The following is a 13468-nucleotide window of genomic DNA, read 5'->3' on the forward strand; positions in this document are numbered from 1 at the left end:
CGTGCCCAGCCCCGATCGGGGGACCTCCGGAACGCAACGACAAAGGGGAACCATGTTCAGCCTGTTCAAGCGCACTGCGGTGGCCACCGCCGCGGCCGCACTCCTGGCCACCGGCTCGGCCGCGCTGGCCTCGCCCGTCAACGCGGCGCCCGTCAACGCGGCGCCCGTCAACGCGGCGCCCGTCAACGCGGCGCCCGCGAAGGCGTCGGACTCCGACCGCCTCGCGGACACCGGGATCATCCCCGGGACCTACTACATCAAGAACGTCGGCACCGGCCGCTGCCTGGACGCCTTCTACAGCTGGGGCGGGGACAACGGCAACCCCGTCGGCCTGTGGGACTGCAACGGCGGTATCAGCGAGCAGTGGCAGATCAGCTACACCACCTCCGGCGGGTATTTCAACATGGTGATGGTGAATGCCCGCAGCGGCCGCTGCCTGGACTATCCGGGCGGGGCGAAGGGCTTGCAGTTCCGGCTGTGGGACTGCAACGGTTACCTCAGCCAGCACTTCTGGCCGTACTACCACAGCGACACCGACAACTACGAGGTCTCCGTCGAGAGCGGGGGCGGCGGCCTGGACATGGATGCCTACGCCTCCGACGGCGGCGGCAACGGCAACCGGGTCGGCCTGTGGGACATCACCGGCAGCCCGCTGCAGCGCTGGGTGTTCGTCCAGGTCTGACGGACCACCACACCGCCGGTGCCCGGCACACGCGACCCGCTCGCGTGTGCCGGGCACCGGCTCGTCCGTACCGTCCTCGCCGATCGTGTACGCGTTTCTCCCGGCGAATGCCGCCACGCCGACAGCCGGATGGCGCTAGCCTCGCCGCACGGGGCAGGAACGGGGAAGGGACGGCGGTGGCCGAGCAAGTGAACGGGCTCCCGGGGCGGGACAGCGATGTGGCCGGGTCCGGAGGGCCGGACCGGCCCGCGCTGCACGAGCGGGAGGCGGAGATCAGGTCGACCGCGGAGGCGGTACGCTCCGTCTGCCGGACGGCGGAGGTGCAGGGCGACGTCGCCGTCGGGGAACTGCTGCTCTACGTCGGCCCGGCCGGCCTCGGCAAGACCTCCCTGCTCTCCGAGGCGCGACGGCTGGCGAAGCGCGCCGGCTGTACCGTGCTCTTCGCCCGTGGCGGCGAGCAGCGCCGCAACGAGCCGTTCCACGTGGTGCGCCAGCTGCTCCAGCCCGCACTCGCCGGACTGCCCGCGAGCGAGCGGGAGGAGGTCTTCGGGCACTGGTTCGACATCGTCGGACCGGCGGTGGGCCTGCTGCCACCCGCCGGACGACTCGATCCCCAAGGGGTGCGCGACGGCCTGGACTTCGTCCTGATCCAGCTCCTGCGGCGGCGGGCGCCACTGGCCGTGATGGTCGACGACCTGCACTGGGCCGATCCGGAGTCCCTCGGCTGGCTGGCGGGATTCACCGTCCGCTCCCGGGAGCTCCCGGTCCTGCTCGTGTTCGCCTGCCGGGACGAATTCCCCGACGGCACTTCGGACTTCCGCCGGAACGTCTTCGGCCGGGCGGACCGCCTGCACGAACTCCGCCCGCTCCAGCCCGCCTCCGTCGCCGGCCTGGTCCGCGCCTCGCTGGGGGACGCCGCCGAGGACGCGTTCTGCCGCCACGTGTGGGCGGTCACCGGCGGAAACCCCTACGAGACCGCCGAGTTGCTGCGCGAGGTCCGTGACCAGCGGCTGGACCCGGTCGACACCAACGCGGGCCAGCTGCGCGAACTCGCCGCCGAGGCCATGGGAATGACCCTCGGCCACTGGCTCGACAGGCTCGGCCCGAGCACCCTCAGGTTCGCCTGGGCCGCGTCCCTGCTCGGCACCGGCATCCGCCAGGACCTCGCGGGCGCCATCTGCGTCCAGGGGCCGGATGCCGCCGCCGAGTCCGTCCGGGAACTGCGCCGGCACCGGGTTCTGACCTCCACGGCCGACGGGCGCCTGGAGTTCGTCCACCCGCTGATCGCCAGCTCGATCTACCAGTCGATGCCGCCCGCCACCCGCACCGGCATGCACGGCGTCGCCGCTACCGAGGTCGAGAACGCCGGCCTGGGCCTGCTGGTGGCCTCCCGCCACCTGCTGGAGACCCACCCGGACGGCGACGACGAGACCGTCCGCAAGCTGCGGCTGGCAGCCGCCGAACACCTGGCCATCGGCGCCCCCGAGGCGGCGCAGCGCTGCCTGCGCCGGGCGATGAGCGAGCCGCCCGACGACGAGGACCGGGCCGCCGTCCTGTACGAGCTGGGCTGTTCGGCACTGCTGACCGATCCCGCCGCCACGGTCAACCAGTTGCGGCTCGCCCTCGGCGAGGAGTACGGGCTCACCCCCGAACTCCGGGTGGACGCCACCTTCCGGCTCGCCCAGGCGCTGGCCCACAGCAACCGGCTCGGCGAGGCCGCGGCGGTCTGTGCCGAGGAGGCGGAGCGCACCGCCGCCGGCCCGGGCCGACGGCGCCTGGAGGTGGCGACCTTCATGTTCGCGGCCTTCCAGGCGGTGGAGCAGGACGGCCCGGACCGGTCGCGGCGGCTGGCGGAGTACAGCCGGCACCTGCCCGAGGACGACCTGCCCGGGGACGACGGCCTGACCGCGGCGGTGTCCGTCCTGCGCTGCTGGGAGCTGGTCCTGCGGGGTTGCGACGTCACCGAGGCGATGGCGCTCGCCGAGTCGGTGACCGACGAGGGGCGGCTCCCGCCGGGCCTCGGCTGGACCGACACGACCTGGGGCTTCGAGCTGCCCGGCATCCTGGGCATCAGCTACCTGTACGCGGACCGGGTGGACCGGGCCGAGGCACTGTTCGGTGAAGCGGTCCTGGCCTACCAGGTCGCCGGGTGGAGCGGCGCCCACCTGGGGTTCGCCCTCTGCCTCATGGGCCTGCTGAGGTTCAGGAGCGGCGCCCTCGACGAGGCCGAGACGTTCCTGCGGCGCGCGCTGCGGTTGGCGGAGCGCATCGGACCGGGCATCCCCCTGCAATGGTTCGCCGTCGGAGTCCTGGCGGACACGCTGCTCGCCCGCGGCAGGGCCGACGAGGCGTGGGAGCTCGCGCAGACGTACGCGTTCGGACCGCCGTACCCCACGGTCATGGTGCTGCCCGACGCCCCCACGCTCTACGGCAGGCTGCTGCTCGCCAAGGGCGACCACGCGGGCGCGGCCGAGGCGCTGGCGGCCGCCGGGGCGGCCCTGGACGCCCGTGGCTGGCGCAACCCGGTGTGGGCGTCGTGGATCGGCCACCTGGCGCTCGCGGTGGCACCGTCGGACCCGGACCGGGCCCGGGAACTCGGCGCCGAGGCGGTGCGACGCGCGCGGGAGTTCGGTCCCGTTACGGCGGTCGGCAGCGCGCTGCGCTTGTGTGCGGCGGTCCATGACGGACCGCCCGCCCTGGCGATGCTGGAGGAGGCCGTCCACCGGCTGGCCGGATCCCCCAGCGGTTACGAGAGGGCCGTCGCCCTGGCCGACCTCGGCTCGGCCCTCGCCGAGACCGGCCGGCGGGCCGACGCACGCCATCACCTCGATCGGGCGCTGCACCTGGCGGTCAGCTGCGGCGCTCACGGGCTGGCGGACCGCGCACGCTCCGCACTGGCCGGCCTGCCGACGTGACGCGGGCGGCTCCACCGCTGTGACCCGCCGGTCGGCGCCCGCCCCCTCACCGGACCGGGTGCGGCCCGCCGCCGGAGCCGGGGAGGACGGGTGTGGCGTGCCGTTGCAGGAGGACCGGCCGCCCGCTCCTCGGCCGACTCCTGCCGGCCGGTCCGGGGCGGGCGGACGTGTCCGCTCCGGCCGGTGTTCGGTGTCGCCAATGGGATCGCCTCCGCCTCCTGCTCATCCGTGCGTGTAGCCCGGCCCGGGAAGGGCAAACGCGGGTCATGGACGACCAGCAGGCGGTCCGCCTGGCCGCACGTGGGACAGCGCCATGGAACCCGGTCGTCCGGGCGGCCCGTGGTGTCGCGCGGGATGACGGTCGGGACGGCACGCCGCCGTCCCGACCGGATCGGGAGCCCGTCATGCCACGGCCGGCCGAGCACCCCGCGGAGGGGGAGAAGGAACGCGAACGCGGCGACCTGCGGGTCGCGGTGGACCGCGAAGGGCCGGTGCGGATCGTCACCGTGGCCGGCGAGCTGGACCACGACACGGCGGACGGCCTCCGGGCCGCGCTCACCGGATCCGCGGACGACGGCATCCAGCGGATCGTGGTCGACCTCGGGGAACTGCGCTTCTGCGACTCGACGGGTCTCAACATCCTCCTGCGCGCCCGCCTCGACGCCGAGACGGCCGGACTGCGGCTGGAACTCGCCGGTCCGCGCCCGGTCGTGGCGCGGCTGTTCGCGATCACCGGAGCGGACAGCGTGTTCAGGATCCATCCCGATCCGGGATCGGCCCTGAAGGCGCCGGGCCCGGCTCCGGACTCGGCACCGGGCGCCCAGGGCGACGCTTCCGCGCCCGGACCGATGCGCGGAGGCCCGGATGAGTGAGGAGGTCAGGATGGCCACTCCCGGGGCGAATCCGCCGCCGAGCCCTGAGCAGACCAGACGGCTCGCGCTCGGAGATGCTGCCGGCCCGGTGCAGCGCAGCCGCGAGTTCAGCCGGGCGGCCCTGCTGTCCTGGAGCTGGCTGCCCGCCGCGGACGACGAGCAGCAGGCCGTCACCGAGGACATCCTGCTCATGGTCTCGGAGCTGGTCACCAACGCCTGCCTGCACGCCCCCGGAGGTCCCCGCGAGCTGCGGCTCAGCTGGAACGGCACCCGGCTGCGGGTCGAGGTCGCGGACGAGAGCCCGGTGCCGCCGCGGCTGCGCCCGTACGCGGACCCGGGCCGGCCGGGCGGGCACGGTCTGCGCGTGGTGGACCGGCTGGCCCGGGCCTGGGGCTCGGTGCCGGAGGGGGACGGGAAGCTGGTCTGGCTGGAGGTGCCGTCCCCGCTCGACCGTCACGTCCGCCGGGGCTGAGCCCCGGCGGACGTCACTGCGTGCGAGCGCTGTCCGCCGCGGCGACCGGAGGACATGTCCTGTGCACTCGGAGAAAAGACAACAAACCAGCCGCAACATGAATCCGATGTCGTACGTCGGGTAGAACACGGATGCGGCGGCCGACGACGATCCGCCGGCCGCGTCGGCACCCGCTGGGTGCCACCGGGACCGTCGCCCGAGGAAGCGCAGGCACCAGGTCCTGGGGGAAGAGAAGCCTGCAGCAGGCGAGCGAGAGCTCGTCCGCGATGCCGGGCGTTCGCCCCGATGCCCAGGAGATGCAAGTGTCCACCCATCTGGAAACCGCGCATCGTGCGGACCGGGCGGCTGCCGGACCGTCCGGGTTGCCCCCCGACCTGCCGCCCCGGCCCACCGAGGCCGAGCTGCGGGCGATGGGCAGGACCGAGGCGCGCGAACTCAGCGACGCGCTCTTCGAGCGCCTGGCCGGGCTCGCCCGCGAGACGCACGCCTACAGCTATGTGCGCGGCACGATCATCGAGCTGAACATGCCGTTGGTCCGCTTCATCGCGGCCCGCTTCCGCCACCGTGCCGAGGACATGGACGACATCCTCCAGGTCGGCACGATCGGCCTGATCAAGGCCGTCGACGGCTACGACCCGCGGCGCGGCGTCGAGTTCGTCACCTACGCCATCCCCACCATCGCCGGGGAGATCAAGCGGTTCTTCCGCGACACCTCGTGGCCGGTCCGCGTGCCGCGCAGCATGCAGGAGCTGTACCTGACGGTGGCCCGCGGCTCCGACCGGCTGGAGCAGGAACTCGGCCGCCTCCCGCAGCCGGAGGAGATCGCGAAGGACCTGCACCTGACCGTCGAGCAGACCACCGAGGGGCTGGTCGCCGGCCGGGTCTACCGCCCCAACTCGCTGGACGCGCTGCGCGATCAGGACATCGACGAGACCGGCAGCGCGATGCTCGACCGCCTCGGCGGCTGCGATCCGGGGATCGAACTCGCCGACTTCCGCACCGCCGTGCGCCCGCTGCTCGCGCAACTGCCCCAGCGCGAGAAGACCGTGCTCAAACTCCGCTTCTGGGACGGCTGGACCCAGTCCGAGATCGCCGAACGGATCGGCGTCTCCCAGATGCACGTCTCCCGGCTGCTCAGCGCCACGCTGGCCCGGCTGCGCGAGCAGATGGAGGACCGCGACGCCCCGGGCTGGTCGGACGACCCGCCGGAGGAGCGGGACTGATCCGCCGGCGAGGATCGCGTCCGGGCGGAGGGCGCGTGGGCCTGGTCCCGGCGGTCCTCGCCGAGGCCGTCAGCGGGCCGCACACCGGCCTCGGGACCGGGGGAGCCGCGGGGCGGCGCCCGGAACGAAAGGAGCCCGAAGCCATGACACACCACTCGCCGAAGACCCGGAACGGCACCGCCGACCAGGCGTCGGGCTTCCGCGTGGAGGCCGAGCCCTGGGCCGAGGGCACCGTGCTCGCCGTGTACGGCGAACTCGACCTCGGCACGGTCGCCGACCTGCGCGCGGCGCTGGACCAGGCGCTGGCCGTGCCCGGCACCGTGGTCGTGATCGACTGCGCCGGGCTGGAGTTCTGCGACTCCACCGGACTGAACGCCCTGCTCCGCGCCCAGGCCGACGCGGTGGCCGACGACAGCCGGATCGAACTCGCCCGCCCCCGGACGCTGCTCCTGCGGATGCTCGAACTCACCGGCGCCACCGACGCCTTCCCCATCCGCGGCACCGTGCCCGGCTGACGGGAAGGAGAAGCCCGTGAAAGCCGCGGCGGCACTCTCCGACGTCGACGGCACCCTCCGCGACCCCGCCCAGCTGCCGGCCGAGCTCGACGGCGGCCTGCTCGCCCGGCTCCCGGGCTGACGTCAGGCCCCCTCTGTCCCCCTCCGGTGTCCGGTGGCACAGTGGGAGCAGGGCGGCGGCCCCGCCGCCTCGCGGGCCGGAACGCCGCGACGGCGGCGATCCGGCCGTGTGGCCGATCCGGACGGTGACACGGATGGACGAGCAGCCCGTGGCCGACCCGGCCGAGCAGGCGCTTCGGCGGCTCCTCGCCGGGCTGACGGCCGTGCGCGACGGGGACTTCCGCACCCGGCTCACCCCCGAGCAGCCCGGCGTGCTCGGGGAGATCGCCACGGTCTTCAACGGCATGGCCGACCAGCTCGCCCGGGTGACCTCCGAGGTGACCCGGGTGGCCCGGGAGGTGGGCGCCGACGGGCGGCTCGGCGGGCAGGCGCAGGTGCCGGACGCGACCGGGACGTGGCTGGACCTCACCGACTCGGTCAATGCGATGGCCGGCAACCTGACCTGGCAGGTGCGCAACATCGCCCAGGTGACCACGGCGGTGGCCCGCGGGGACCTCACCCAGAAGATCGAGGTCGACGCCCGGGGGGAGATCCTGGAGCTCAAGAACACCGTCAACACGATGGTCGACCAGTTGTCGGCGTTCGCGGACGAGGTGACCCGGGTGGCCCGGGAGGTCGGCACCGAGGGCCGCCTCGGCGGCCAGGCCCGGGTCGAGGGCGTCGCCGGGACGTGGCGCGACCTGACCGACTCGGTGAACTTCATGGCGGGCAACCTCACCGCCCAGGTGCGCGGCATCGCCCAGGTCGCCACCGCGGTGGCCCGCGGCGACCTCACCCGCAAGATCGACGTGGCCGCGCGCGGCGAGATCCTGGAGCTCAAGACGACCCTCAACACGATGGTCGACCAGTTGTCGGCGTTCGCGGACGAGGTGACCCGGGTGGCCCGGGAGGTCGGCACCGAGGGCCGGCTCGGCGGCCAGGCGGACGTGCGGGACGTCTCCGGGACGTGGCGCGACCTCACCGAGTCCGTCAACGTCATGGCGGACAACCTCACCGCGCAGGTCCGGTCGATCGCCGAAGTGACGACGGCGGTGGCCGAGGGCGACCTCACCCAGAAGATCCGGGTCGACGCGCGCGGCGAGATCCTGGAGCTCAAGGAGACCATCAACACGATGGTCGACCAGCTCTCCGCCTTCGCCGACGAGGTGACCCGGGTGGCCCGGGAGGTCGGCACGGCCGGCAACCTGGGCGGGCAGGCCACCGTCCGGGGTGTCTCCGGCACCTGGAAGGACCTCACCGACAACGTCAACGTCATGGCCTCCAACCTCACCGGCCAGGTCCGCTCGATGTCCGAGGTGGCGACGGCGGTCGCGCGCGGCGACCTGTCCCGGAGGATCACCGTGGAGGCCAAGGGCGAGGTGGCGGCGCTCGCGGATGCGATCAACACCATGGTGGACACCCTGTCGGTGTTCGCGGACGAGGTGACCCGGGTGGCCCGGGAGGTCGGCACCGAGGGCATCCTCGGCGGCCAGGCCCGCCTCCCCAACGTCGCCGGGACGTGGAAGGACCTCACCGACAACGTCAACTTCATGGCGCACAACCTCACCAGCCAGGTGCGCAACATCGCCCAGGTCACCACGGCCGTCGCCGAGGGCGACCTCACCCGCAGGATCGACGTCGACGCGCGCGGCGAGATCCTGGAGCTCAAGACGACCATCAACACGATGGTGGACCAGCTGAGCTCCTTCGCCGCCGAGGTCACCCGGGTGGCCCGCGAGGTCGGCAGCGAGGGCCGGCTCGGCGGCCAGGCCCGGGTCGAGGGCGTCTCCGGCACCTGGAAGCGGCTCACCGAGAACGTCAACGAACTGGCCGGCAACCTCACCCGGCAGGTCCGGGCGATCGCCGAGGTGACCAGTGCCGTCGCCGCGGGCGACCTGACCCGCTCGATCAGCGTGGACGCCTCCGGTGAGGTCGCCGACCTCAAGGACAACATCAACGCGATGGTCGAGTCGCTGCGCGACACCACCCTCGCCAACCAGGAGCAGGACTGGCTGAAGACCAACCTCGCCCATTTCTCCGCCGCCATCCAGGGCCGCCGGGACATCCGGGCCGTCGCCGAGATGATCACGGACGAGCTGACGCCGCTGGTCGGCGCCCAGTACGGGGCCTTCTTCCTCGCCGAGGAGCGCGAGGGCGCCACCGAACTGGCCCTGATCAGCGCCTACGGCCGTTCGGTCGACGAACTCGCGGAGCAGCGGCTGAAGTTGGGCGAATCCCTGGTCGGCCAGGCCGCCCGCAGCCGCCGGATCATCGCCGTCGACGACCTGCCGTCCGGCTACGCCCCCATCGCCTCCGGCGCGGGAGCCGGCGACGTCCGCTCGCTCGTCGTCCTGCCCATCGCGCTGGAGGAGTGGCTGCTCGGCGTCATGGAGTTCGCCTCCGTCCACCCGTTCACCCAGGCTCACCGCGACTTCCTGGAGCAGTTCACCGAGGCCTGCGGCGTCAACATCGGCACCCTGCTCGCCAACGCGCGCACCGACGAACTGCTCGGCGAGTCCCAGCGGCTCACCGCCGAACTCCAGACCAGGTCGGAGGAGTTGCAGGAAGGGCAGGAGGAACTACGCTGCTCCAACGCCGAGTTGGCGGAGAAGGCGGCCCTGCTCGCCGAGCGCAACCGCGACATCGAGGCCAAGAACCTGGAGATCGAGCAGGCCCGCCAGGAACTTGAGGACCACGCCCGGCAGTTGAGCCTCGCCTCGATGTACAAGTCCGAGTTCCTCGCCAACATGAGCCACGAACTGCGCACCCCGCTCAACAGTCTGCTCATCCTCGCCCAGCTGCTCGCCCAGAACGCCGGCGGCAACCTCACCCCCAAGCAGGTCGAGTACGCGGGCGTCATCCACTCCGCCGGCACCGACCTGCTCCAGCTCATCAACGACATCCTCGACCTCTCCAAGGTCGAGGCCGGGAAGATGGAGCTGACCCCCGAACCCTTCGCCGTGCGAGAGCTGCTGCAGTACGTCGAGTCCACCTTCAAGCCCCTCGCCGACCAGAAGGGCCTCGCCTTCGAGGCCACCGTCGACCGGGCGGTTCCCGAGGAACTCGTCACCGACCAGGCGCGGTTGCGCCAGGTGCTGCGCAACCTGCTGTCCAACGCCGTCAAGTTCACCGACACCGGCCGGGTCGAGCTGCGGGTCGAGCGCGCCGAGGGCCCCGACCTGCCCGCCGAACTCGGCCGGACGGCAAGGGCGGTGGCCTTCCACGTCGAGGACACCGGGATCGGCATCGATCCCGCGCACCTGGACACCATCTTCGGCGCCTTCCAGCAGGCCGACGGCACCATGAGCCGGCGCTACGGCGGCACCGGCCTCGGCCTGTCGATCAGCCACGAGCTCGCCCGGCTGCTGGGCGGCACCATCACCGTCCGCTCCACCGCCGGACGGGGCAGCCGCTTCACCCTCTACCTGCCGTTCGCGGAGCAGCAACGGCCGGACGGCGCACCGGAGTCCGAGCCGCGGGTCCTGGTGGTCGAGCCCGACCCGCCGGCCCTGCTCACCCTGCTCACCCGCGTCGCCGTGGCCGCCCTCGGCGAGCCGGCCACGCCCGTGCGGGTGAGCAGCGTCGGGGACGGAACGGCACTGCGCGAAGCCCTGGCCGACGGCCCGTACCGCTGCGCCGTGCTCGACCTCACCGGCACCGGCGACCTCGCGCCCACCCTGCTGGACGCCCTGGCGGACGGCACGCCCGTCCTCGGGTACCGGGGCGCCGGCGGCCCGTCGGACACCGTGCCCGGGGGTGTCGAGCTCGCCCGCGGGCTGGACGACCTGCGCGGGCGCGTCATCGACCTGCTGGGCGGCCGGCACCGCGCCGCCCCGGCCGTCGCGCAGGACGCCGGCCCGGTCGTCGCGGCCGCGGACGAGACACTCGCCGGGCGGACCGTCCTGATCGTCGACGACGACGTCCGCAACGTCTTCGCACTCACCGCCGCCCTGGAACAGCGCGGACTGACCGTCCTGCACGCCGCGGACGGCCACGCCGGCCTCGACCTGCTGCGCGCGCACCCCGAGACCGACCTGGTTCTGATGGACGTGATGATGCCCGGTCTCGACGGCTACGCCACGATCGCCGCCATCCGCGCCGACGACCGCTTCGCCCGCCTGCCGGTCGTCGCCGTCACCGCCAAGGCCATGCCCGGGGACCACGACAAGAGCCTGGCGGCCGGCGCCGACGACCACGTCACCAAACCGGTTGACGTCCCCGGCCTGCTCGACCTGATGCGGCACCGGCTGGACGCGTCATGACCGCCGGGCACGAGCCCTCGGACCCCACCGCCCGGGTCCTGGCCGGAACCGTCCGCCGCCTCCAGGACGCGGCCGAGCGGATGCACGACGAGGCCCGCACCCGCGCCGTCGTCGACCTCGCCACCGGCATGCTCGCCGAGCGCCTCGACGTCCCGCCCGCCGAGGCCGCCGCCGACCTCGCCCGGCTCGCCGGGGAGGCGGGTGTCCCCGTGGCGGCACTGGCCGCCGACATCGCCGGGCTGTCCGAGGTCGCGTCACCGGCCGTTCCGCCGGAGGCCGCCGCGCCCGTCACACCCGCGCTCGCCGCCGCGCCCGTCATTCCCGGGCTCGCCGCCGTCCCCGACCTCCAGCACGCCGCCGAGACCGTGCTGGAACAGGCGGGCGAGGCGCTCGGCGCCCATGCCGTTGCCGTCTGGCAGCGGCTTCCCGGCGGCGCGCTCGCCCTCGCCGCGCACGCCGGCCTGCCCGCCGCCGAGGCCGCCGCCTGGAGCCGGGTCCCGCCCGGCGTGGACACCCCGGCGCAGCGGGTCGTCGCGGGAGGAGGCGACCTGTGGCCCGGCGATCCGGGGACGGCGGGCCCGTCGGTCGGCGCCGGCTCGGCGCGGGCCGTTCTCGCGCTGCACGACGCCGGCCGCCGCCGGGGCGCACTCGAAGTCCTGTGGCCGGAGCCCGCCCCCGTGCTCGGCGGGTCCCAGCGCCGCCAGCTCGGCGCGATCGCCGATCTCTGCGCGACCCTCCTCGCCCACGGCCGGGCTCCCGAGCCGGCCGACGACACCACCGTGCTCCTGGAGGGGCTGCTCGGTTCGGCGCTGCTGCTGGAGTCCGTCCTTCGTGACGGCCGGCTGGTGGACTTCACGCTTCTCCGCGTCAACGCGCGGTTCCGCGACCCGCTCGGCCGCCCCCGGGCGGCTCTGGAGGGCACCTCGCTGCTGGAGACCTATCCGGTCGCCTGCGCCACCGGCCTGTTCGAGCGGCTGCTGCGGGTGCACGAGACGGGCTCCCCGCAGCTCGGCGAGCGCGTGGGGCTGGTCTTCCAGGAGGGCGAGTCCGCCGTTCCCGCCACTGTGCTGCTCGCGATCGCCCCACTCGGCGGGCGGCTGCTGGTCGAGTGGCAGCAGGGGCCCGCCGAGCAGGCGGGTGACGCCGAGCAGGCCGCCCTGCTGCTGCACCAGGCGCAGCGGCTCGCCGGGGTGGCCGGGTTCGAGGAACGGCCCCCGGGCGGCCGGATCCGCTGGAGCGAGGGCCTGCGCGAGCTCTACGGGCTGCCGCCCGACGCCGACCCCGTCCCGCTGGCCCGGCTCGCCCGGCACGCCCACCCCGACGACGTGCCCGCCGTCCGGCGGCTGCTGGACATCGTCCGGCATCGGCACCGGACGGCGTCCGCGGTCCTCCGGCTGGTCCAGCCGGACGGCACCCACCGGTACACCCGCGTGATCGCCGAACCGGAGCTCGACGACGAGGGTCGGCTCATCGCCGTCCGCGGCGCCTACCACGACGTGTCCGCCCAGCACCGGACGGAGGTCGCGCTCGGCGCCACCCGGGAGCGCCTCGCCGACAGCGAGCAGGAGGCCGCGGAGCGCGAGCGGCTGGCCCTGCGGCTCCAGCAGGCCATCCTGCCCGCCGCGCTGCCCCCGCTCGGCCTCACCGGCCTGCGGGCCGCCGTCCGCTACCGCCCCGCCGCCCAGCGCGACCGCGTCGGCGGGGACTGGTACGACGTCCTGCCGCTGCCCGACAAGCGCGTGCTGCTCGCGGTCGGGGACGTGGCCGGCCACGGTGTCGGCGCGGCCACCGACATGGTCGCCCTGCGGCACGCGCTGCGCGGCCTCGCCGCCACCGGAGCGGGCCCGGCCCGGCTGCTGGAGTGGACCAACACGGTGGCCCTGCGCGACCCCGGCCGGGTCACCGCCACGGCGGTCTGCGTCCTGCTCGACCCGGCCGGCGGCGAGCTGCGCTGGGCCAGGGCCGGCCACCTTCCGCCGATCCGGCTCGGCCCGGACGGCGCGGAGGTCCTGCCGCTGCCGCACGGCGTGCTGCTGGGTGCCCTGGAGGAGGGCCGGTACGAGGAGCACACCGCCCACCTCGCCCCGGGCGACGTCCTGCTGCTCTACACCGACGGCCTGGTCGAGTGTCGGGACCGCCCGGTCGAGGAGTCCGTCGAGCAGCTGATCCGCGTCGCCGGTGCCCCGGGCCCGGACCTGGAGCGCTACCTGGACCGCCTGCTGGAGCTCAGCCCGGCCGACACCGAAGACGACACCTGCCTGGTCGCCGTCCGGGTGGAGTAGGCGCCCCGCGCCGCGTGAGTCCGGGCCGTCCGGGTACCCGCCGGAGCGGTAACGGGCGGGGGAGGGAGTTCTCGGTCCACCTGTTGCGCGACCCGGAGGCCCGGTCCTCCGTCGCGGAGCGTTAGGGACGGAGCGGCCCGGGTAGG

Annotated in this window: 8 protein-coding genes; all 8 read left to right on the forward strand. The window is 74.2% G+C overall.

Annotated features, from left to right (window positions below):
* Window positions 1-52 precede the first annotated feature (52 nt).
* The 8 genes from KV557_RS06325 to KV557_RS06360 all read left to right on the forward strand — a co-directional run bounded on the left by KV557_RS06325 (window position 53) and on the right by KV557_RS06360 (window position 13322).
* Window positions 53-682 carry an RICIN domain-containing protein gene (locus KV557_RS06325; RefSeq protein WP_218198734.1) on the forward strand — a complete coding sequence of 210 codons (630 nt, stop codon included), beginning with the start codon at window positions 53-55 and terminating at the stop codon, window positions 680-682.
* Window positions 683-858: 176 nt separating this feature from the next.
* Complete coding sequence (locus tag KV557_RS06330; RefSeq protein ID WP_308129786.1) at window positions 859-3597, forward strand: ATP-binding protein; 2739 nt, start codon at window positions 859-861, stop codon at window positions 3595-3597.
* A 404-nt stretch (window positions 3598-4001) separates the two neighbouring features.
* Window positions 4002-4469: an STAS domain-containing protein gene (locus KV557_RS06335; RefSeq protein ID WP_218198736.1), complete on the forward strand. Its 468-nt coding sequence runs from the start codon at window positions 4002-4004 to the stop codon at window positions 4467-4469.
* Window positions 4470-4479: 10 nt separating this feature from the next.
* Window positions 4480-4941, forward strand: coding sequence for an ATP-binding protein (locus KV557_RS06340; RefSeq protein ID WP_218198737.1), 462 nt, complete (start codon window positions 4480-4482; stop codon window positions 4939-4941).
* Between the two features lie 296 nt (window positions 4942-5237).
* Complete coding sequence (locus tag KV557_RS06345) at window positions 5238-6164, forward strand: SigB/SigF/SigG family RNA polymerase sigma factor (protein WP_374106599.1); 927 nt, start codon at window positions 5238-5240, stop codon at window positions 6162-6164.
* Between the two features lie 143 nt (window positions 6165-6307).
* A complete protein-coding gene (locus KV557_RS06350) occupies window positions 6308-6679 on the forward strand; it encodes an STAS domain-containing protein (RefSeq protein WP_218198738.1) in 372 nt (123 codons plus the stop codon).
* A gap of 254 nt (window positions 6680-6933) precedes the next feature.
* Window positions 6934-11040, forward strand: coding sequence for a HAMP domain-containing protein (locus KV557_RS06355; RefSeq protein ID WP_218198739.1), 4107 nt, complete (start codon window positions 6934-6936; stop codon window positions 11038-11040).
* On the forward strand, window positions 11037-13322 hold the full coding sequence (locus KV557_RS06360; RefSeq protein ID WP_218198740.1) for a SpoIIE family protein phosphatase: 2286 nt from the start codon (window positions 11037-11039) through the stop codon (window positions 13320-13322). The genes KV557_RS06355 and KV557_RS06360 overlap by 4 nt, the downstream gene beginning before the upstream one ends.
* Window positions 13323-13468 lie beyond the last annotated feature (146 nt).

Origin of the sequence: Kitasatospora aureofaciens (genome assembly GCF_019192735.1) — a bacterium.
Lineage (GTDB): Bacteria > Actinomycetota > Actinomycetes > Streptomycetales > Streptomycetaceae > Kitasatospora > Kitasatospora aureofaciens_A.

Coding starts and splice junctions, on each gene's coding strand:
- KV557_RS06325 (WP_218198734.1), top strand. CDS start 53: ATGTTCAGCCTGTTCAAGCGCACTGCGGTGGCCACCGCCGCGGCCGCA.
- KV557_RS06335 (WP_218198736.1), top strand. CDS start 4,002: ATGCCACGGCCGGCCGAGCACCCCGCGGAGGGGGAGAAGGAACGCGAA.
- KV557_RS06340 (WP_218198737.1), top strand. CDS start 4,480: ATGGCCACTCCCGGGGCGAATCCGCCGCCGAGCCCTGAGCAGACCAGA.
- KV557_RS06345 (WP_374106599.1), top strand. CDS start 5,238: ATGCAAGTGTCCACCCATCTGGAAACCGCGCATCGTGCGGACCGGGCG.
- KV557_RS06350 (WP_218198738.1), top strand. CDS start 6,308: ATGACACACCACTCGCCGAAGACCCGGAACGGCACCGCCGACCAGGCG.
- KV557_RS06355 (WP_218198739.1), top strand. CDS start 6,934: ATGGACGAGCAGCCCGTGGCCGACCCGGCCGAGCAGGCGCTTCGGCGG.
- KV557_RS06360 (WP_218198740.1), top strand. CDS start 11,037: ATGACCGCCGGGCACGAGCCCTCGGACCCCACCGCCCGGGTCCTGGCC.